The organism is Labedaea rhizosphaerae (assembly GCF_004362825.1).
GTDB lineage: Bacteria > Actinomycetota > Actinomycetes > Mycobacteriales > Pseudonocardiaceae > Labedaea > Labedaea rhizosphaerae.
The window spans coordinates 732,752-750,459 of the sequence record NZ_SNXZ01000004.1 but is presented as its reverse complement, the minus strand read 5'-3'; the positions used below and the strand labels follow the sequence as shown (position 1 = coordinate 750,459).

Sequence of the window (17,708 nt, the reverse complement as noted above, 5' to 3'; positions counted from 1 at the left end):
CGGCGGTTTGTGACTCCCGGGATCCCTGTCCGTCCTATTGGGACTGGGTGGCCGCCGGCGCCCGGCGCACGGTGAGCAGGACCAGCAACACGAGGACCGCGGCGGCCCAGAGGACGGTATTCACGCCCATGTCGTCGACCACCACGCTGCTCGCCAGCGCCCCCAGTGCGATGGCCAGGTTGAACACGAAGCAGTAGATCGCCGTCGCCGCCTCGGCGCTCTGGGGCGCCGCGCCCAGCACCCAGGTCTGCAGGGTCACCGGCGCCGCGCCGTACGCGAGGCCCCACACGAGCAACAGCGCGGCGCCCGTCCACGGCGACGCCCCGAGCAGTGGGAACAAGGCCAGCGCCGCACCGAGCACGAGCACGATGGCCGCCATCGTGCGGCCGGCGCCTCGGGCCGCCCAGGAACCGGCGACGGCGTTGCCGACCATGCCCAGGACGCCGTAGCCCAGCAGCAGCGGACCGATGATCGTGCTGCGGACTCCGGAGATGTCTTGCAGCGCCGGACTCACGAACGTGTAGGCGCCGTAGTGCCCGGCGACCAGCAGCGCCGTGGCGGCGATGCCCGCGACGAGGACCGGGTTGCGCAGTTGTGCGCGCAGAGCCGCCAGGTGCACGGGCTCGGTCGCCGGCAGTGGTGGGAGGAGCGCGAGCGCCGCGATCAGCACCGCCACGCTCAGCCCGGCCAGGGACCAGAACGCGCCGCGCCAGCCGACCGCCGCACCGATCATCGTGCCGATCGGCACGCCGAGTACGGCAGCGGCACCGACGCCACCGAAGATCAGGACCAGGGCCCGCGGCACGGCCGGTCCCGGCACCAGCCGCACCGCCAGGCTGCCCGCGATGGCCCAGAAGCCGCCGATGGTGATGCCGACGAGCAGCCGCGACACGAGCTGCACGGCGAAACTCGGGGCGAGCGCCGAGATCGTGCTCGCCACGGCCATGACCACCAGCAACGCGGCCAGCAACACCCGCCGGTCGAGCCGGCCGACCGCCAGCGGCAAGCCGACCGAGGCGAACGCCGCGATGACACCGGGCACCGTCACGGTCAGGCCGGCCGTTCCGACCGAGACCCCGAGCTGGTCGGCGATGGCCGGGATCAGCCCGACGGGCAGCTGTTCCGCGGTGATCATCGAGAAGATGCCCACCGAGACGGTGAGCACGCTGAACCACATGCGCGGCGTCGTCCGCTGCGCTTCCCGGGGTTGTGCGTCGGGCAGGGACACGATGGACCTCCGTCTTCCGATGAGGGGTGTTGGGCGAGTCCGGGCAGCACTGATCGCGTCGCGATCGGGCGGCGTGCCCGGCGAACAAAAGGGAAAGGCGTATCCCGCGGCGGGCCGTCGGCCCGTCGGAGGACGTGGTTATGCGGTTGTCACGCGGCAGGTGTCAGTCAGGTCATGTGGTTGCTTCGAGCGGGATCCAGCGATCGGCCCAGCGGCTCAACGCGTAGACCGCGTCGTGCAGCTCGCGCCCCTTCTCGGTGAGCCGGTACTCGATCCGCACGGGGGTCTCGGCATGGACGATCCGCTCGACGATGCCCTCGTCCTGGAGCTCTTTCAGGCGCTCGGTCAGCATGCGGTCGCTCAGCCCGGGAACGACCGCGCGCAGGTCGGCGAACCGGGTGACGTCGAGGAGCATCGCCCGCAGGATCGCGCCGGTCCACCGTCTCCCGATGACCTCGACGGCGCGGTGGTAACGCGGGCAGAACGCGGTGTCGGTGGGGTCCACGCGCTCATACTAAGGAATGGTAAGTGACTACACAACGGTAAGTTGCGGATGGTGGGGCGCTTGCTGCCCCGGCGGCCTCCCCTTGGTGCAGACCTTCGGGCCCATCCCCGCGAGGCGGCGAATCCGTGTCCTCGCTGCTGGATACTCGGTCTGGTAGTCGGGGATCAAGCCCATGACGAGGGAAGACGATGGTGCGTAGCTTGTCGGCCGCGGTGGTCGGGATCGCGATCCTGGCCGCTGACCTGCTGGCGCCCGCCCAGGCGCAGGCCCAGCCGCCGACGACCGCGGCCGGACTGCTGGCGCACTACCACGACCTGAGTCGTGCGGCCGAGTTGGTCAACGAGCAGTTGCTGGAGGTTCAGCAGCGACTGGCGCCCCTGCGCCGGCAATCGGCGACGGCAAGGGCGCAGCAGGTCACGGCGCGGGCGGCGGCCGACCGGGCGCGGGTGCACGCCGAGACCGCGCAGGAGGTGGACCGGATGCTGGCCACGGCCGGTGGCGCCGGACAGCAGGACCCGATGACCGTCCTGGTCTCCGGCGTCGGCGTGGACGAGCTGTTCGATCGGCTGGCGGGGGCGAGCCTGGTCGAGGCCATGACCGACGAACGCGGCGAGCACTACGCCGGGCAGGCCGACGCCGCGCTGCGGCAGGCGCAGCAAGCGGAGGCGCGGGCCACCCGGGCGCAGCAGCAAGCCAGCGCCGCGGAGACCGCGGTGGCCACGGAGGCGGCCGAGGTCCAGCGGCGCAAGGCCGATCTCAACCGGCAGATCACCGAGGTGCGCACCGCGCTGGACCACCTGTCGCCCGACGATCGCGCGCTGCTGGCGGCCAGCGAGGCGCCTGGCGGCGTCGTGCGGACCGAAGACGTGCTCCTCCCGCACGGCGCGACGGGTGCGGCGCTGGCGTTCGCCCTGGCCCAACTCGGCCGGCCGTACCTGTGGGGCGCAATCGGCCCGAAGGCCTACGACTGCTCCGGGCTCGTGCAGACCTCGTACCGGGCCGCCGGGATCGGGTTGCCACGCGTGTCCCGCCAACAAGCGACGATCGGCGTCGAGGTGCCCCGGAACCAGGTTCGCGCCGGTGACCTGGTCTTCTACTACAACCCGATCCACCACGTCGCCATCGCCGTGGACGGGTCGTTCGCCGTGCACGCACCGTCTTTCGGTGAAACCGTCCAGCTTTCCCCGATCGACGCGATCGGCCCGGTCACCACCATTCGACGGATCCTGTGATCGGCTAGGTCAGGTGGCCGTCGTACGGTCCGACCTTGGTCACCGTGCGGCCGTCCCGGAAGACGAGCTGCAGGCCGTGCTCGGGTTCCCAGTCGCACTCGCACTCCAGTGACACGTAGACGTGCTGGTCGCGCGTGACGATCGGCTCGCGGCCGAGCTGGACGTGGTCGAGCACGCTGCCGGGCCCGTCGATCTTGACGTCCCAGGCCGTGTCGTCGTCGCCGGCCACCGCGCTCATGAAGTCGCGGTAGTAGGCGAAGATCGACGGCGCGGCTGCGGTGAGCACCGACGGGTCGAGCGCGAGGAACGTGCGGATCGCCTCGTGGAAGTCGTCCTTGCGCTGGTCCTCGTCGTAGCCCTCGACGATGATCTCGCACGGTGCGCCGCCGAGCATCGGCACCGGTAGCGGCGCGCTGCGGTACCAGCCCGCGCCGTCGTCGACCACCGGGCCGAGTCCTGGAATCTCCATGCACCAACCTAAAGGCGTCCAGCCGGTCAGCTCGGCTGGGGTGCTTGCTTCAGGCCCGAGAACACGGCGGCGATCAGTCGCCGGCCTTGGGCCACGCCGTCGTCGTTGTTCGGGACCCGCCACAGGAAGCTCATCAGCATGATGATGTCGGCCGGGTCGTGCCCCGGCGCGATGGTGCCCTCGGCCACGCAGGCGTCGACCAGCTTGGCCACCGCCGCGGTGGTCGGCGCCCAGGATGCGTCGATCACGTCCTGGGCCGCGGCGCTGTGCAAGGCGTCGCCGAGGCCGTGCTTGATGCGGATGTAGGCCGACAGGGTCTCGAACCACTCGACGAACGCGGCCCTGGCCGACGCATGGCGTGCCAGCACCTCGTCGGCGGTGGTGGTCAGGCGTTCGATGTCGTGCTGGTAGGCCGCCAGGATCAGGTCCTCGCGGGTGGGGAAGTGCCGGTAGAGCGTCCCGGCGCCGACGCCCGCGCGTTTGGCGACCTCGCTCAGTGGCACGAGCGGGTTGTCGGCGAACAGCTCGTGGGCGGCCTCGATGATCGCGACCCGGTTGCGCGCGGCGGCCTTGCGCTGCGTGCCGTAGGTGCTCGGCGTCCCGTCGGTCATCCCTCGATGATGCCGCACCTTTGACATGCGGACAATCCTCCGCTAGTTTGAGCGGTACTTGCGGAGAATCCTCCGCGAGTCTCCTCCGTCAGGAGACCTCCCCATGCGTTATGTGAAGCTCGGTGCCACCGGTCTGGACGTCTCGCCCATCGCGATCGGCGCGATGACCTACGGCGAGCCGGATCGCGGCCACCCCGTCTGGTCGCTCGGCGAGCCGGATGCCCGCCCGCTGATCAAGCACGCCCTCGAAGCGGGCATCAACTTCTTCGACACCGCGAACATGTACTCCAACGGGTCCAGCGAGGAGATCCTCGGCCGCGCGCTGAAGGACTTCGCGGACCGCGACGACGTGGTGATCGCCACCAAGCTGCGCCACCCGATGCGCCCCGGCCCCAACGGCAAAGGCTTGTCCCGCAAGGCGATCATGACCGAGGTCGACCACTCGCTGCGCCGGCTGGGCACCGACTACATCGATCTCTACCAGGTGCACCGCAACGACCACGCGACGCCGCTGGCGGAGACCCTCGAAGCGCTCAGCGACCTGGTAAAGGTGGGCAAGGTGCGCTACCTGGGCGCGTCGTCGATGTTCGCCTGGGAGTTCGCCAAGGCGCTGCACCTGCAGAAGCAGCACGGCTGGGCGCGGTTCGTGTCCATGCAGGACCACTACAACCTGCTCGCCCGCGAGGAAGAACGCGAGATGATCCCGCTTTGCCTCGACGAGGGCGTCGGCACGATCGTCTGGAGCCCCTTGGCCCGCGGCCGGCTGGCCCGCGCCTGGGATGACGCCAAGGCCACCGCCCGGTCGGCGACGGACGGCGGCTACGCCGACCTGCTCTACTCGCCCGCGGAAGAGGCGTCGAACCACGCCATCGTCGACGCGGTCGGGAAGGTCGCGGCCGAGCACGGCGTCAGCCGCGCGTCGATCGCCCTGGCCTGGCTGCACCGTCAGCCGGTCGTCACCGCCCCGCTGGTCGGCGCCGGTTCGACCAAGCAGCTCGACGAGGCGATCGCGTCGCTGGACGTCGAGCTCACCGACGAGGACGTCCGCGCCCTCACCGCGCCCTACACGCCGCGGTACGACTGGCAGGGTGTCTCCGACGAGGCGACCATGGACGCGATCCGCGCCCGTGTGCCGGGAATGGCGCTGAAGTGAGGCCGATCGTCCGCTCCGGCGCGGGCGCCCGGCTCGGCGCGGTTCTGTTGTTCGCCGGCCCGCTGGTGTCGTGGGTGGCCGAGTTCGTCACGGCGGCGGCCTGGCAGCACCCGCACTACTCGCCGTTCCACAACTGGGTCAGCCACCTCGGTCTGACCGGCCCGAGTCAGGTCGCGTTCGGTCAGGTCGGGAACTCCCCGCTCGGCGCGGTCATGGACATCGACTGGGTGCTCTACGGCGTCCTGCTGATCGTCGGCGCGCTGCTGGTCTTCGACCTGCGCCAGGGCGCACTGCCGATCGCGATCGTCGTGCTGGCGATCCTGTCCGGGGTCGGCGTGGCCCTCGTGGGGATCTTCCAGGGATCCAACGCGGACGTCGCGAACGGGCTGATCGCGTTCCACACCTCCGGCGCGCAGGGCGTGATGCTCGCCGGGAACACCATGGCGATCGTCGTCGGCGTCAACGGCGCCCGGATCGGGTTGAGCCGTGGCCGCCGCGTCGCGAGCATCGTGCTGGGCACCGTCGGCCTGGTCGCGTTCGCGGTCTTCATGGCCGACGTGTTCACCGGTTGGGCGTGGAACATCGGCATGTTCGAACGCGCCGTGATCTACCCGATCATGATCGGCCACGTCCTGCTCGCCCGCGGCCTCCTCGCCGCATGGCCGGCGGAGCACCGCCGGCCGGCAGACCCGGTCAGCCGTCGAATCGTGGGTGCAGGACCCGGTCGGGGCCCACGACCCGGCGCGGTCCGGTGAGGATGCGGTGCACGACGGCGCGGATGTCCTCACTGGACACGCCGACGTGCAGTTCGACCGCACCCTCCTCGACGATCCGATCGCCGTCGATGCCGGTGTAGGAACACAGGTCCGCGTGCAGGTCCACATCGAGGACCCGCGTGCTGCCCGGCTCGACCCGTACCCGCTTCGCCGCGATCAACGACCGCACGGGACGCGACACCTCGGCCACCGGGTCGTGCAGGTAAACCTGGACGACCTCGGTGGCGGGCGTGTTCCCCTTGTTGCGCAAGGTGATCCGGAACCGGGTGGGGCCATCGGTCGGCCAGGCCTGCGTCGCGTCGGGTCCGACCGCCACCCATTCCGGTGCGGCGTAGGACAGCCCGTGGCCGAAGGGGAACAGGGGAGTGGGGTCGATGCTGCTGGCCTCGCCGCCCCGCGCCAGCGGCGCACCCAGGTACCCCGCCGGTTGCGCGGCCGTGCCCCGCGGGAACGAGACCGGCAGCCGCCCCGACGGGTCGACGCGCCCGGCGAGCACGGCCGCGATCGCCGCCGCGCCCTCCTCGCCCGGGAAGAACCCGCAGACCGTCGCGGCGAGCCGGTCGACGTGCCGGGACAGGTCGTAGGGCCGGCCGCTGAGCAGCACGAGCACCACTGGCGTCCCGGTGGCCAGCACCGCATCCAGCAGCTCCTCCTGGCGCCCGGGCAGCCGCAGGTCCGCGGCGTCGCAACCCTCACCGGACGTGCCGTTGCCGAAGAGGCCGGCTTGATCGCCGAGCACCAGCACGCACAGCTCGGCCTCGGCGGCCAGCGCGACCGCGGTCGCCAGTTCGGCGTCCGTGCCCGGGTCGGTGCCGGGCACGCCGACCGCGCAGCCACGGGCGTGGGTGACGTCGTGTTCGGCGCGCAACGCGTCCAGCACGGTCGGCAGGTCGATGCCCAGCGGCGTCCCCGGGTGGTGCACGCCGACGTGCTGCGGGAACGAGTAGCAGCCCAGCATGGCGCCGGGTTCGTCCGCGCGCGGGCCGATCACGGCGAGCTTGTGCTTGCCCCGCAACGGAAGTGTGCCGTCGTTGTGCAGCAGGACCAGCGACCGCTCGGCCAGTTCGCGGGCCAGGGCGCGACTCTCGGGATCGTCGAGTTCGACCTCGCCGTCCACGTCCGGGCGCCAGTCCGGGTCGAGCAGACCCAGTTCGCACTTCTGCGCCAGCACCCTGGCCGCCGCACGGTCGACGACGTCCTCGGCCACCCGGCCCGAGGCGAGCGCGGCCAGCAGCGGCTCGCCGTAGCAGTCCACTGTGGGCAGTTCGACGTCCACGCCGGCCCGCAACGCCACCGCCGCCGCGTCCCCGCCGTCGGCGGCGACGTTGTGCAGTGAGCGCAGGAACGCCACCGCGAAGTAGTCGGAGACAACGGTCCCGGTGAAGCCGTACCGGTCGCGCAGCAGGTCGGTCAGCAAGCTCCGGTCCGCCGCCGTGGGCACGCCGTCCAGCGCCGTGTACGCGTTCATCACCGAGCGCGCGCCGGCGCGCAGGGCCATCTCGAACGGCGGCAGCAGGACGTCGGCGACCTCCCGCGGGCCGGCGGACACCGGCGCCAGGTTGCGGCCCGCCTTCGACGCCGAGTACCCCACGAAGTGCTTGAGGGTGGCCACGATCCCGGCACCCTCCAGGCCTTCGACGTAGGCGCTGCCGATCATGCCGACCAGGTACGGGTCCTCGCCGATGGACTCCTCGGTGCGGCCCCAGCGCGGGTCGCGCACGACGTCCAGCACGGGCGCGAGCCCCTGGTGCACGCCGAGGCGGCGCATGGTCCGGCCGATCCGAGCTCCCATGGCGCGCACCAACTCCGGGTCGAAGCTCGCGCCCCAGCAGAGCGGTGCCGGGTAGACCGTCGCCTGCCAGGCGGCCAGGCCGGTCAGGCACTCGTCGTGCACCAGGGCCGGGATGCCGAACCGGCCGGCGGCGACGATCTGGCGCTGGCTTCGGGCCAGGCCGCGGGCGCCGACGGCGGGGTCCACCGGCCGGGTGCCGAAGGGCCGGGTCAGCTGGCCGAGGCCGTGGCGGACGAGCTCGTCGAAGTCCGGCGGCGAGCCGGTGAAGTCGTGCTGGTTCGGCGCCACGGTGCCGGCCTCGTCGACCCCGACCCAGACGCCGTAGAGCTGGGCCACCTTCTCGCGCAAGGACATCCGGCCGAGCAGGTCCCGCACGCGCTCGTCGATCGTCGCGGTGGTGTCGCGCCACCGCTCGCCGGGCGGCTCGGTCTCGGTGCTCACGACGCGCTCGGCAGCGTGGTCGGCACCGCGGCCGTCGACGCACGGACCACGAGCTTGGTGTCCAGCGTCTGGTGGGTCGGCTGGCCCTGGACGACCGGTGCCGGTCGCCCGCGCCGGTCGTGCGGTTCCGGGTCGCCGATCAGGCCGATGAGCATGACGATCGCGCGGTAGCCCATCTGGCGGATCGGCTGGTCCACAGTGGTCAGCGGAGGCGTGCACAGCGCCGATTCAGGCAGGTTGTCGAACCCGACCACCGAGAGGTCCTCCGGGACGCGCAGGCCCAGTTCGCGGGCCACCGCCACGGTGGCGATCGCCGAGAGGTCGTTGGCCGCGAACACCGCGGTCGGCCGGTCGGGCCGGCTCAGCAGTTCGCGCGCGGACCGCGCCGACACCACCGCGTCGTACCCGCCCGGCACCACGAACTCCTCGCGCACGGCCAGGCCCGCGGCACCGAGCGCGCGCCGGAACCCGGTCTCGCGCAGTTGCGCCGACCGCAGGTCCGCGCGGCCGGTGAGCATCGCGATCTGCTTGTGCCCCAAGGAAAGCAGGTGCTCGGTGGCGAGCTGCCCGCCGCGCAGGCTGTCCGAGTCGATGGTCGGCACCTCGGTGGGCCCGGTGTGCGGGTCGACCGCCACCACGGGCGTGCCGGTCAGCCCGGCGTGCGCCACGGCGGGCGTCACCAGGATCGCGCCGTCCACGAGCGTGCCCGAGAGCCGCGACAGGTACCGCCGCTCCCAGCCCTCTCGGTCGCCGGTGCGCCCGCCCGCCGAGTAGACCACCAGCTCGAACCCGCTGCCCCGGATCGCGTCCGCCGCGCCCTTGAGCAGTTCGGTGCTGAACGGCTCCAGATCGGCCACCAGCACCCCGATCACGTTGGTGCGGTGGTTGCGCAGGCTCTGCGCGACGAGGCTGGCCTCGTAACCGAGTTCTTCGATCACCGCTCGCACCCGCGCGTACGTCGCCGCGGCGACGCCGTAGCGCTCGTTGAGCACCTTGGACACGGTCGCGACCGACACGCCGGCGTGCTCGGCGACGTCGCGAATGGTCACACGGGAAGCAGGGGGCACGACAATCAGCCTAACCTTCGAAAACGTTATCGACAACGATTGACAAGCCTGGAGCGGCACGCGCAAACTCGGTGCCCAATCCCGTCCGGCTCGGCCATCGTCGTCAGGAGTGGACCCAATGCGCTCGTCCCGCAGATCCCTCGCCGCCGTGCTCGCGACCGCCGCGCTGGTGACCGCCGCGTGCGGCACCGACACCCCGACCGACGCGTCCGCGGGCGGTGGTCCCGTGACCTTGGTCTGGTGGCACAACGGCACGACCGATCCGCTGAAGTCGGTGTGGGACAAGGCCGCCGCGGACTACCACCGCGCGCACCCGGACGTGACGATCAAGGTGCAGCCGATCCAGAACGAGGACTTCACCACGAAGGTGCCGCTCGCCCTGCAGTCGGACTCACCACCCGACATCTACCAGCAGTGGGGTGGTGGCGACGAGGGGTCCCAGATCCAGTCGGGGAAGGTCGCCGACATCACCGCGCAGACTTCGCCCTGGGTCGGCCCGCTGGGCGAGTTCGCGAAGAACTGGCAGGTCGGCGGCAAGCAGTACGGCGTGCCGTACGAGAAGCACGTCGTCGGGTTCTGGTACCGCAAGGACCTCTTCACCGCCGCCGGGATCACCACTCCACCGTCCACAATGGAGGAACTGAACACCGACGTCGGCAAGCTGCGCGCGCACGGCGTGGCACCGATCGCCGTGGGCGGCAAGGACCGCTGGCCGGACGCCTTCTACTGGGCGTACTTCGCGATTCGCGCGTGCTCGCCGCAGGCCCTGCAGACCGCCGTGCAGACCCTGAAGCTCGAGGACCCGTGCTGGGTGACCGCCGGGCGCAACCTGCAGGCTTTCCTTGCCACGAAACCGTTCCAGGCCGGCTTCAACGGCACCCCGGCGCAACAGGGCGCCGGCAGCTCGGCCGGTCTGGTCGCCAACGGCAAAGCCGCGATGGAACTGCAGGGCGACTGGAACCCGGGCACCATGTCGGCGCTGACCGAGGACAAGAAGCTCAACGACAAGCTCGGCTGGTTCCCGTTCCCGGCCGTCGCGGGGGGCGCGGGTGACCCGGCGGCGGTGCTCGGTGGCGGTGACGGTTTCTCCTGCACCACCAAGGCCGCGACCGCGTGCGCCGGGTTCCTGCAGTACCTCACCAGCGAACCCGTGCAGCGGCAGATCGCTTCCTCCGGCGCCGGCCTGCCGGTGAACCCCACCGCGGCGTCGGCGCTGACCGACCCCTCGCTCAAGTCCGCCCTCGAGTACACCAGCAAGGCGCCCTACCTGCAGATGTACTTCGACCGGGCGTTCCCGACCAACGTCGGGTCCGCGCTCAACGAGGCCATCGCCAACCTCTTCGCGGGCAAGGGCAGTCCGGAGACCATCGTGCAGGCGGTGAACGAGGCAGGCACGGGCGGGCGATGAGCACCCAGACGGCCGCCGCGGCCGTGCCCGACACCGGCGCCCGGGCACCCGCGTCGGCTGCCAGCGCCCTGGTCCGCCGCCGTCCGCGGCGGACCGGGTGGCGCACCCGGCTCGAACTGGTGCTGCTGCTCGGACCGGCTCTGGTGCTGTTCGTCGGGTTCGTGCTGGTGCCGATCGGCATCGCCGGGTACTACAGCCTGTACCAGTGGAACGGGTTCGGACCGCTCTCGTTCATCGGCCTGCACAACTACACCGACGCCTTGACCGGGCCAGTCTTCCGCGCCGCGATCGGGCACAACGTGCTGATCGCGGTGCTGTCCGTCGTGGTCCAGCTGCCCATCAGCGTGGGGCTGGCCTTGCTGCTCAACCGCAAGCTGCGTGGGCAGTCCGTGCTGCGGGCGGTGGTGTTCGCGCCGTACGTGCTGTCCGAGGCGGTGACCGCGGTGGCGTGGTTGCTGATCCTGCAACCGGGCGGTGCGGTCGACGGTGTGCTCGCCGGGCTCGGCCTCGGTGGTCTCGTCCGGCAGTGGCTGGCCGATCCGAGCATCGTGCTCTACACGCTCTTCGTCGTGATCACGTGGAAGTACATCGGGTTCGGCATCATCCTGCTGCTGGCCGGGCTGCAGGCCATTCCCTCGGAGCTGCGCGAAGCCGCGGCGATCGACGGGTGCTCGCCGTGGCAGACCACCCGCCACGTCGTGCTGCCGCTGCTCGGCCCGACCATCCGGATCTGGGTGTTCCTGTCGGTCATCGGGTCGCTGCAGCTGTTCGACGTGGTGTGGATCATGACGGCGGGCGGTCCGGCCAACGCCTCGACCACGATGGCGACCTACCTGGTGGACCACGGGTTCAAGCGCTACGAGTTCGGTTACGGCAGCGCGGTCGCGGTCGTCCTGTTCGTGGTCTGCTTCGCGTTCGCCCTGCTGTACCAGCGGTTCGCGCTGCGCCGCGACACCGAGGGCGCGCTCACCGGGGCGGTGAGCTGATGACGCGGCGCACCGGCGTCCTCGTGGCCTACTTCGCGGCGGGGCTCGTGGTGGCGGTGACCGTGGCCCCGCTGTTGTACGTGATCATCGGCGGGTTCCGGACCACCGGCCAGCTCAACACCGACCCGACGGGCCTGCCGCACCCGTGGGTGTGGCAGAACTACGCGGCGATCCTGTCCTCGCCGTCGTTCTGGGGATTCCTCGGCAACAGCGCGCTGATCGCGGTGATCGCGACGGTGCTCGCCGTCGGGCTGGGCTCGATGGTGGCGTTCGCGTTGGCGCGCTACACCTTCCGCGGTCGCGAGGCGTTCTACACCTTGTTCACGCTCGGTCTGTTGTTCCCGCTCGGGGTGGCGTCGCTGCCGCTCTACCTCTGGCTGCGGCAACTACACATGCTGGAGAACCCGCTGGGCGTGGCGATCCCGGAAGCGGCGTTCTCGCTCCCGGTGACCGTCGTGGTCCTGCGCCCGTTCATGCGCGCGATCCCCACCGAGATCGAGGACGCCGCCCTGCTCGACGGCACCGGCCGGCTGGGCTTCTTCTGGCGGGTGCTGCTGCCGCTGTGCAAACCCGCGCTCGCCACCGTGGCGATCCTGGCGTTCGTGGTCAGCTGGAACGCCTACCTGTTGCCGCTGCTGGTGTTCAACGAGAGCGCCAACTTCACCCTGCCGCTGGGCGTGGCGACGTTCCAGTCGCAGTACTCCCAGGACACGGCCCGGGTGCTGGCGTTCACCGCGCTGTCGATGGTGCCCGCCCTCGGGTTCTTCGCGGTGGCCGAACGCCAGATCATCGGCGGGCTGACCGGTGCCGTGAAGGGCTGACGCCAAGAGCCACGACGTGGACGACCGGCCGGGCGGGTGGTCCTGACCTAAGGTGACGCCCGTGACCCTGGGCTTGGTGGTCGTCAGCGTGGTGCTCGGCTTGGCGGTCGGCTCCTTCCTCAACGTCGTGATCCACCGGGTCCCGCGCGGGGAGTCGGTGGTGCGCCCGGCATCGCGCTGCCCGGACTGCGGCAACCCCGTGCGCGCCCGGCACAACGTGCCGGTGCTCGGGTGGCTCGTGCTGCGGGGCCGGTGCGCCGACTGCGGGAAGCCGATCAGCGCGCGCTACCCGCTGGTCGAACTGGGCACCGGCTTGCTGTTCGGGGCGGTGGCCCTGCGGTTCGGCGATCCCGATCAGCTCGCGTCCCTGCCCGCGTACTTGTACTTCGCGGCCGTCGGCATCGCGCTCACGATGATCGACTTCGATCTGAAACGGCTCCCGAACGCAATCGTGCTGCCGTCCTACCCGGTGCTGGTCGTGCTCCTGACCGCGTCGGCCGCCGCCCGGCACGACTGGGCGGCGCTGCTCCGCGCGGGGATCGCCGGGGCCGCCCTGTTCGCGTTCTACCTGCTGCTGGTGCTGGTCTACCCGGCGGGCATGGGCTGGGGCGATGTCAAGCTCGCCGGTCTCGTGGGCGGGGTGCTCGGCTTCTTGTCGTGGGCGGCGTTCGCGATCGGCGCGTTCGGCGGGTTCCTGCTCGGTGCGGTTGCCGGGGTCGTGGTCATCGCGTTGCGCAAGGGCGACCGCAAGACGGCGCTGCCGTTCGGCCCGTTCATGGTCATCGCGGCCGTGCTCGCCTGGTTCGTCGCCGACCCGATCGCCGACGCCTACCTGCGCCTGACCGGGCTCGCCTGATTCACCGGCGGCTCGACCAGCTCAGCACCACCACTTGCCGGTGCCCCGGAGCCGGCGCACCCGGGTCGGCGTCCACATAGGCCACCCGCGACCGGATCGCGGGTTCGCCGGTGGTCGGGCAGTCGCCGCTGCCGGAGCACACGAAGGTGGACAGGTAGACGCTGACCGCGAAGCCCGGCGAGTCGTCCGGCACCTCGATCACCGGACCCGAGTAGGTGAAGCTGCCGGTGAGCTTGAGCCACAACACCCGGGAGACGACGCCGAACCGGAACACCTGCTCGGCCGCGTTGTTCAACGTGAGGTCGATCGCCGCCTTCGGCGCGTACGTCGTGCCCTGCACGTAGAACTGGTTGCCGCTGTTGTTGATCGTGCTGATCAGCGCGCACGACGACGAACCACCGCCCAGGTAGGGGGTTCCGGTCACGCAGCCGCTACCCGCCCGCAGCGCGGGCGCGGTGTAGGTCAGCTCGAGCGACACCGCGTCGAGGTCCTCGGTGTCCTTGTTGGCGGGCAGTTTCGTGGTCAACGCGACGGTCGCGCCGGTGAACGTGCCGTCGTGGACGGCCTTCGCGATGGCGTCCGTCCGCGCCAGGTCCAGGTCGATGGTCTGCGCCTGGAACGTGGTGCCGCCGGTGAGGCTGACGGCGGCCGCGCCGGTGACGGCGGTGCCCCCGCTGGGCGTGACCACGGCGGTCAGGTTGTCGCTGCTCGACGTGCTCGCGTGCCGGTGGGTCAGTTTCAGCTTCGCCGACTGCAGGACCGATCCCGCGGGAATCGCGGTGGCGGGCGCGAACCCGGTCATCGTCAGCGTCGTGCTGTCGTTGGTCTTGGCGGACTTCCAGGTTGCCGCCGTACCGTCCGCAGTGGACAGAGCGGCAGAGGTCGCGGAGGTGTAGCCACCGGCGTTGGGGACGGCGGCCGGTGTCAAGGACACCGGTGTCGTGGTCTCGGCGCCGGATTTCAGCCCGTACACCGCGACCGGCGGCCGGTTGACGTGGTAGCTGCCGCAGATCTCCGCCTGCCCGGCCTTGACCGCGAACTGGCTCGACCCGCCGAACACGAACTGCACGCCGACCGCGGACGCCGAGAGGATCGGGTTGGCGCAGGAGCCGGGGATCGCGGCGGGCACCGGCGGCGACGCGATCGTCGCGCCCGCCGCGTTGACCGGCGTGCCCGCCACCAGGTAGCCGTCGTCGATGGTCCACAGGTTCGGCCCCGAACCGAGCAACGGGTTGGCGTTGGCGTCGGCGTTGTGGAAATCGAAGTAGTAGGCGCCCGGCTTGAACCACCACGTGCTGTGCTTGCAGGCGCTGTTCCCGGCCATCATGGCCGAGAGCGCGGCCGCGTCGTCGTAGTAGCCGGGGTCGAAGCTGATCACCGAGTTCGGGCCCTTGGCCGTGCACTGCGCGCCCGGCGATCCGGCGCCGGACATCGGCCGGTACGCAGGTGCGGTAGCGAGGTCCGGGGCGTAGTTCGGGTCGTTGCCGAGTGCGTTGGGGGTGGCACCGTAGTTGCAGGTGGCGGGCGCCGGGACGCTGGTGATCGACCCGCTGCACGCGCCGCGCGCGTAGACCTTGTTGTTGCTGATGAGCTTGCCGTTCTCCACATCGATGCCGGAGTTGGAGAACACCGTGCCGTGCACCTTCAGCCCGGAGCCGGTGAGGTCCTTGACGTTCAGGCCGTCCTCACCGGGCACCGAACCGAGGGTGAGGATGGCGCTGCCGGGGCGGTTGCAGTTGCTGAGCGACGGGCACTGGATGAGCACCCGCGACGGGTCGGCCGAGCACGTCACGGTCGCCGACCGGCCGGTGCCGCCGAAGTCGTGCAGCTGCAACCTGGACGACGCGCCGAAGCACGGACCGTCGCCGGCGAACGAGCTGTTGCGGATGGTGTTCACGGCCGCCTCGGTGGCGCCGTCGGCGTCCGCCGCGGACCCGGACTGGTCGCGCAGCCCGATGGTGGCGCGGACGCTGGTGTCGGCCATGGTGAGCAACGCGGCGAGACCCACGGCCATCACCGTGACGAGCACCAGCACGAGCACGAGCGTGGCGCCGCGGTCGTCGCCACCTACCCGGCACTGATGCCACCGTGCGAGCAGGCGCTTCATGACTGCCTCCGTTGTCCGATGAGGACGATGTCCTGGGCTGCGGTGGCCGGCAAGGCGACCGTCATGGCCAGCGTGATCTTCTGCGGCACCGACGCCGCCTCGCACGAGGTGGAGCAGGTCACGGCCGGGGTGCCGCTGACGTTGTGGGCCAGCACGACGTCGCTGACGGGCGTGGCGTTGCCACCCACGCACTTCATCCGGTGCAGCTCGGTCGTGCCGCTCGCGAGGTAGTAGGCGGTGACGGTGATCGAACTCGACGGCGTGCCGCCCGCGTAGTCCCACGCGTCACCGAGCAGCCGGACCAGGGACGTCACCCCGGCGGTCCCGCACACGTAGCCGCCCTGGTTGTACGCGGCGTTCAACTGCACCGACGCCTTGGTGGGGTAGTTGGCCGTGTCGTAGTCGTGGACCCCGACCCCCGACACGTCCTGGGCGAAGTAGGCCGCGCTGATCTGGGAGTCGTGCGCGAGCGCCATCCGCTGCTGCGTTGCCTGGGTGTTGTGCAAGGCGCCGACGACCACGCCCGCGAGCGGCAGCGAGATCACCCCGAGGATGGCGATGACGATGAGCAGTTCCACCAGCGTGAAGCCCGCGTCCTTGCGTGCCGCGGTCAACATGACGGGTCCGAGATCCGGCACGGCTTGCGCAGCACCACGTCCACCGACTCCACGGCCCGTCCGTCGGTGCTGCGCACCTGCACGCGGACCTTCTGCAACCCGGTGTCCGTGCCACACGTCGCCTGCCACGACGAGCCGTTCCAGTACCAGCTGCCGGTGATCGACTTGGTGTAGCCGGGGGTGCCGAGGACGGCGCCGGCGTAGGTGGGGGCGTTGCAGGGCTGGTACCCGCCGGCGGCGACGACGTTCTGGATGGCGGCGCCGTAGTCGCGCGCGAACGCGCCCGCCACCGCCTGCTTGCGGTGCACGTCCGAGATGAGGATGGTCGTGACGAGACCGCCGACGATCGCGACGAGCGCGATCCCCATGATCGTGACCGCGATCAGCAGCTCCAGCAGCGTCTCGCCGGCCTCGGACCGGTCCGGCGCGGGAGTCATGTCTGCACCTGGCTGAAGATGCCGTACATCGCCGACACCAGCGCGATCGCGACGAACCCGACGATCAGCCCCATCACCACGATCACCGCGGGCTCGAGCAGCCCGATCAGCTTGGTGAGCTTGTAGTCCAGCTCGCCCTCGTAGTACTTCGCGGTGACGACGAGCTGGTCGTCGAGCGTGCCGGTCTCCTCGCCGACGCGGATCATCTGGGCCGCGGTGACCGGGAAGAGCCCGGTGGCCGCGAGCGGCTTGGCCAGGCCCTCGCCCTCCAGCATGGCCTCCCGGACATGGCCCAGCTCACGCAGGAACACCTTGTTGCGCAAGGAGTTCGTGGCCACCCGCATGGCCTCGGGCAGCGCGACGCCCGCGCTCACCATCGACGACAGGATCCGGCTGAACCGCTCGACGAGGGCGAACTGGATGGTGCTGCCCAGCACCGGCATGCGCAGCAACAGCTTGTCCTTGGCGAACCGGCCCGCCGGGGTGCGCACGAGCACGAAGACGAGCAGCGCGAGCCCGGCGGACCCGCCGACCAGCACGACCCACCAGTCGCTGAGGAAGTGCGTGATGGCCAGCAGGATCCGGGTCGGCAGCGGGAGCTCGGCGTGCAGGCTCGCGAAGAAGTCCTTGAAGCGCGGCAGCACGAAAGCCGAGAGCACCACGACCGTCACCAGGGCCATGGCGGCGATCATCGACGGGTAGATCAGCGCTGACTTGATCTTGCGACGGGCCTCGATGTCGCGTTCGAGGTAGCTCGCGAGCTCGTCCAGCACGGTGTCCAGCCGACCGCTCAGCTCGGCGGAACGCAGGATGCCGCGGTAGAACTCCGGGAAGATCTTCGGGTGCCGGTCGAGGCACTCCGAGAGCCGTTCGCCCGCCCGCAGGCCGTCCTCGACGTCCCGCATCATCTTGCGCACCGACGAGTTGCCCGCCTCGGAGCCGAGCGTGTGCACGGCCTCCAGCAACGGCACCCCGGCCCGGATGAACGCGCCGAGCTGGCGGGTCAGGTGCATGACCTCGTGCCGCTTGACCCGCGGCGCGGTCAGCTCCGTGCGCAGCACGCCGCGGTGCTCGCTGACCCGGATGTCGCTGAACTGCTGCTCGTAGAGGGCGAGCTCGGCGTCCTCGACGCTGGGCGCGCGGTGCGTGCCCTTGGCGGCGGTGCCGTCCGGCGCGACCGCGGTGTAGGCGAACTTGGCCAT

General features: G+C 70.9%; 17 protein-coding genes. 7 read left to right on the top strand and 10 right to left on the bottom strand.

Going from position 1 to position 17,708, the window contains the following annotated elements; translation table 11 throughout:
• Window positions 1-34 precede the first annotated feature (34 nt).
• Both EV186_RS26520 and EV186_RS26515 read right to left on the bottom strand, forming a co-directional pair.
• Window positions 35-1,228: an MFS transporter gene (locus tag EV186_RS26520; protein WP_243754285.1), complete on the bottom strand. Its 1,194-nt coding sequence runs from the start codon at window positions 1,226-1,228 to the stop codon at window positions 35-37.
• Between the two features lie 172 nt (window positions 1,229-1,400).
• A complete protein-coding gene (locus tag EV186_RS26515; RefSeq protein ID WP_133852090.1) occupies window positions 1,401-1,733 on the bottom strand; it encodes a winged helix-turn-helix transcriptional regulator in 333 nt (110 codons plus the stop codon).
• A 188-nt stretch (window positions 1,734-1,921) separates the two neighbouring features.
• Here EV186_RS26515 and EV186_RS26510 point away from each other — a divergent pair, with 188 nt between their 5' ends.
• Window positions 1,922-2,965 (top strand): C40 family peptidase, encoded by a 1,044-nt coding sequence (locus EV186_RS26510; RefSeq protein ID WP_133852089.1) that lies wholly within the window; start codon window positions 1,922-1,924, stop codon window positions 2,963-2,965.
• A 4-nt stretch (window positions 2,966-2,969) separates the two neighbouring features.
• On the opposite strand, the gene EV186_RS26505 is transcribed toward EV186_RS26510, so the two are convergent.
• Both EV186_RS26505 and EV186_RS26500 read right to left on the bottom strand, forming a co-directional pair.
• On the bottom strand, window positions 2,970-3,434 hold the full coding sequence (locus EV186_RS26505; protein ID WP_133852088.1) for a DUF6985 domain-containing protein: 465 nt from the start codon (window positions 3,432-3,434) through the stop codon (window positions 2,970-2,972).
• A 26-nt stretch (window positions 3,435-3,460) separates the two neighbouring features.
• Window positions 3,461-4,045: a TetR/AcrR family transcriptional regulator gene (locus tag EV186_RS26500; protein ID WP_133852087.1), complete on the bottom strand. Its 585-nt coding sequence runs from the start codon at window positions 4,043-4,045 to the stop codon at window positions 3,461-3,463.
• Between the two features lie 103 nt (window positions 4,046-4,148).
• Between EV186_RS26500 and EV186_RS26495 the strand changes: the two genes are divergently transcribed.
• Window positions 4,149-5,198: an aldo/keto reductase gene (locus EV186_RS26495; RefSeq protein ID WP_133852086.1), complete on the top strand. Its 1,050-nt coding sequence runs from the start codon at window positions 4,149-4,151 to the stop codon at window positions 5,196-5,198.
• Window positions 5,195-5,953 carry a DUF998 domain-containing protein gene (locus EV186_RS26490; RefSeq protein ID WP_133852085.1) on the top strand — a complete coding sequence of 253 codons (759 nt, stop codon included), beginning with the start codon at window positions 5,195-5,197 and terminating at the stop codon, window positions 5,951-5,953. The genes EV186_RS26495 and EV186_RS26490 overlap by 4 nt, the downstream gene beginning before the upstream one ends.
• On the opposite strand, the gene EV186_RS26485 is transcribed toward EV186_RS26490, so the two are convergent.
• On the bottom strand, window positions 5,892-8,207 hold the full coding sequence (locus tag EV186_RS26485) for a beta-xylosidase/alpha-l-arabinosidase (protein WP_133852084.1): 2,316 nt from the start codon (window positions 8,205-8,207) through the stop codon (window positions 5,892-5,894). The genes EV186_RS26490 and EV186_RS26485 overlap by 62 nt on opposite strands.
• A complete protein-coding gene (locus EV186_RS26480; RefSeq protein ID WP_243754284.1) occupies window positions 8,204-9,274 on the bottom strand; it encodes a LacI family DNA-binding transcriptional regulator in 1,071 nt (356 codons plus the stop codon). Before EV186_RS26480 ends, EV186_RS26485 begins: the two co-directional genes overlap by 4 nt.
• A 118-nt stretch (window positions 9,275-9,392) precedes the next feature.
• Between EV186_RS26480 and EV186_RS26475 the strand changes: the two genes are divergently transcribed.
• The 4 genes from EV186_RS26475 (at window position 9,393) to EV186_RS26460 (ending at window position 13,345) form a co-directional block, all read left to right on the top strand.
• Window positions 9,393-10,682: an ABC transporter substrate-binding protein gene (locus EV186_RS26475; RefSeq protein ID WP_133852082.1), complete on the top strand. Its 1,290-nt coding sequence runs from the start codon at window positions 9,393-9,395 to the stop codon at window positions 10,680-10,682.
• Window positions 10,679-11,668 (top strand): carbohydrate ABC transporter permease, encoded by a 990-nt coding sequence (locus tag EV186_RS26470; RefSeq protein WP_133852081.1) that lies wholly within the window; start codon window positions 10,679-10,681, stop codon window positions 11,666-11,668. Before EV186_RS26475 ends, EV186_RS26470 begins: the two co-directional genes overlap by 4 nt.
• Complete coding sequence (locus EV186_RS26465) at window positions 11,668-12,489, top strand: carbohydrate ABC transporter permease (RefSeq protein WP_243754283.1); 822 nt, start codon at window positions 11,668-11,670, stop codon at window positions 12,487-12,489. The genes EV186_RS26470 and EV186_RS26465 overlap by 1 nt, the downstream gene beginning before the upstream one ends.
• A gap of 61 nt (window positions 12,490-12,550) precedes the next feature.
• A complete protein-coding gene (locus EV186_RS26460) occupies window positions 12,551-13,345 on the top strand; it encodes a prepilin peptidase (RefSeq protein WP_133852080.1) in 795 nt (264 codons plus the stop codon).
• A gap of 1 nt (window position 13,346) precedes the next feature.
• On the opposite strand, the gene EV186_RS26455 is transcribed toward EV186_RS26460, so the two are convergent.
• From EV186_RS26455 to EV186_RS26440, 4 genes are read right to left on the bottom strand one after another with little or no spacing between them, the layout of a single operon-like run.
• Window positions 13,347-15,452 (bottom strand): hypothetical protein, encoded by a 2,106-nt coding sequence (locus EV186_RS26455; protein ID WP_133852079.1) that lies wholly within the window; start codon window positions 15,450-15,452, stop codon window positions 13,347-13,349.
• Window positions 15,449-16,069, bottom strand: a complete 621-nt coding sequence (locus EV186_RS26450) for a PulJ/GspJ family protein (RefSeq protein ID WP_133852078.1) — start codon at window positions 16,067-16,069, stop codon at window positions 15,449-15,451. Before EV186_RS26450 ends, EV186_RS26455 begins: the two co-directional genes overlap by 4 nt.
• Entirely contained in the window at window positions 16,063-16,506 is a 444-nt protein-coding gene (locus tag EV186_RS26445) for a type IV pilus modification PilV family protein (RefSeq protein ID WP_133852077.1), read from the bottom strand. The genes EV186_RS26450 and EV186_RS26445 overlap by 7 nt, the downstream gene beginning before the upstream one ends.
• Window positions 16,503-17,708, bottom strand: a complete 1,206-nt coding sequence (locus tag EV186_RS26440) for a type II secretion system F family protein (protein ID WP_133852076.1) — start codon at window positions 17,706-17,708, stop codon at window positions 16,503-16,505. The genes EV186_RS26445 and EV186_RS26440 overlap by 4 nt, the downstream gene beginning before the upstream one ends.

What these genes read in the sequence shown, in the direction of transcription:
- EV186_RS26510 (WP_133852089.1), top strand. Translation starts at nt 1,922, where the DNA reads ATGGTGCGTAGCTTGTCGGCCGCGGTGGTCGGGATCGCGATCCTGGCC.
- EV186_RS26505 (WP_133852088.1), bottom strand. Translation starts at nt 3,434, where the DNA reads ATGGAGATTCCAGGACTCGGCCCGGTGGTCGACGACGGCGCGGGCTGG.
- EV186_RS26500 (WP_133852087.1), bottom strand. Translation starts at nt 4,045, where the DNA reads ATGACCGACGGGACGCCGAGCACCTACGGCACGCAGCGCAAGGCCGCC.
- EV186_RS26495 (WP_133852086.1), top strand. Translation starts at nt 4,149, where the DNA reads ATGCGTTATGTGAAGCTCGGTGCCACCGGTCTGGACGTCTCGCCCATC.
- EV186_RS26475 (WP_133852082.1), top strand. Translation starts at nt 9,393, where the DNA reads ATGCGCTCGTCCCGCAGATCCCTCGCCGCCGTGCTCGCGACCGCCGCG.
- EV186_RS26470 (WP_133852081.1), top strand. Translation starts at nt 10,679, where the DNA reads ATGAGCACCCAGACGGCCGCCGCGGCCGTGCCCGACACCGGCGCCCGG.
- EV186_RS26465 (WP_243754283.1), top strand. Translation starts at nt 11,668, where the DNA reads ATGACGCGGCGCACCGGCGTCCTCGTGGCCTACTTCGCGGCGGGGCTC.
- EV186_RS26455 (WP_133852079.1), bottom strand. Translation starts at nt 15,452, where the DNA reads ATGAAGCGCCTGCTCGCACGGTGGCATCAGTGCCGGGTAGGTGGCGAC.
- EV186_RS26450 (WP_133852078.1), bottom strand. Translation starts at nt 16,069, where the DNA reads ATGTTGACCGCGGCACGCAAGGACGCGGGCTTCACGCTGGTGGAACTG.
- EV186_RS26445 (WP_133852077.1), bottom strand. Translation starts at nt 16,506, where the DNA reads ATGACTCCCGCGCCGGACCGGTCCGAGGCCGGCGAGACGCTGCTGGAG.
- EV186_RS26440 (WP_133852076.1), bottom strand. Translation starts at nt 17,708, where the DNA reads ATGGCCAAGTTCGCCTACACCGCGGTCGCGCCGGACGGCACCGCCGCC.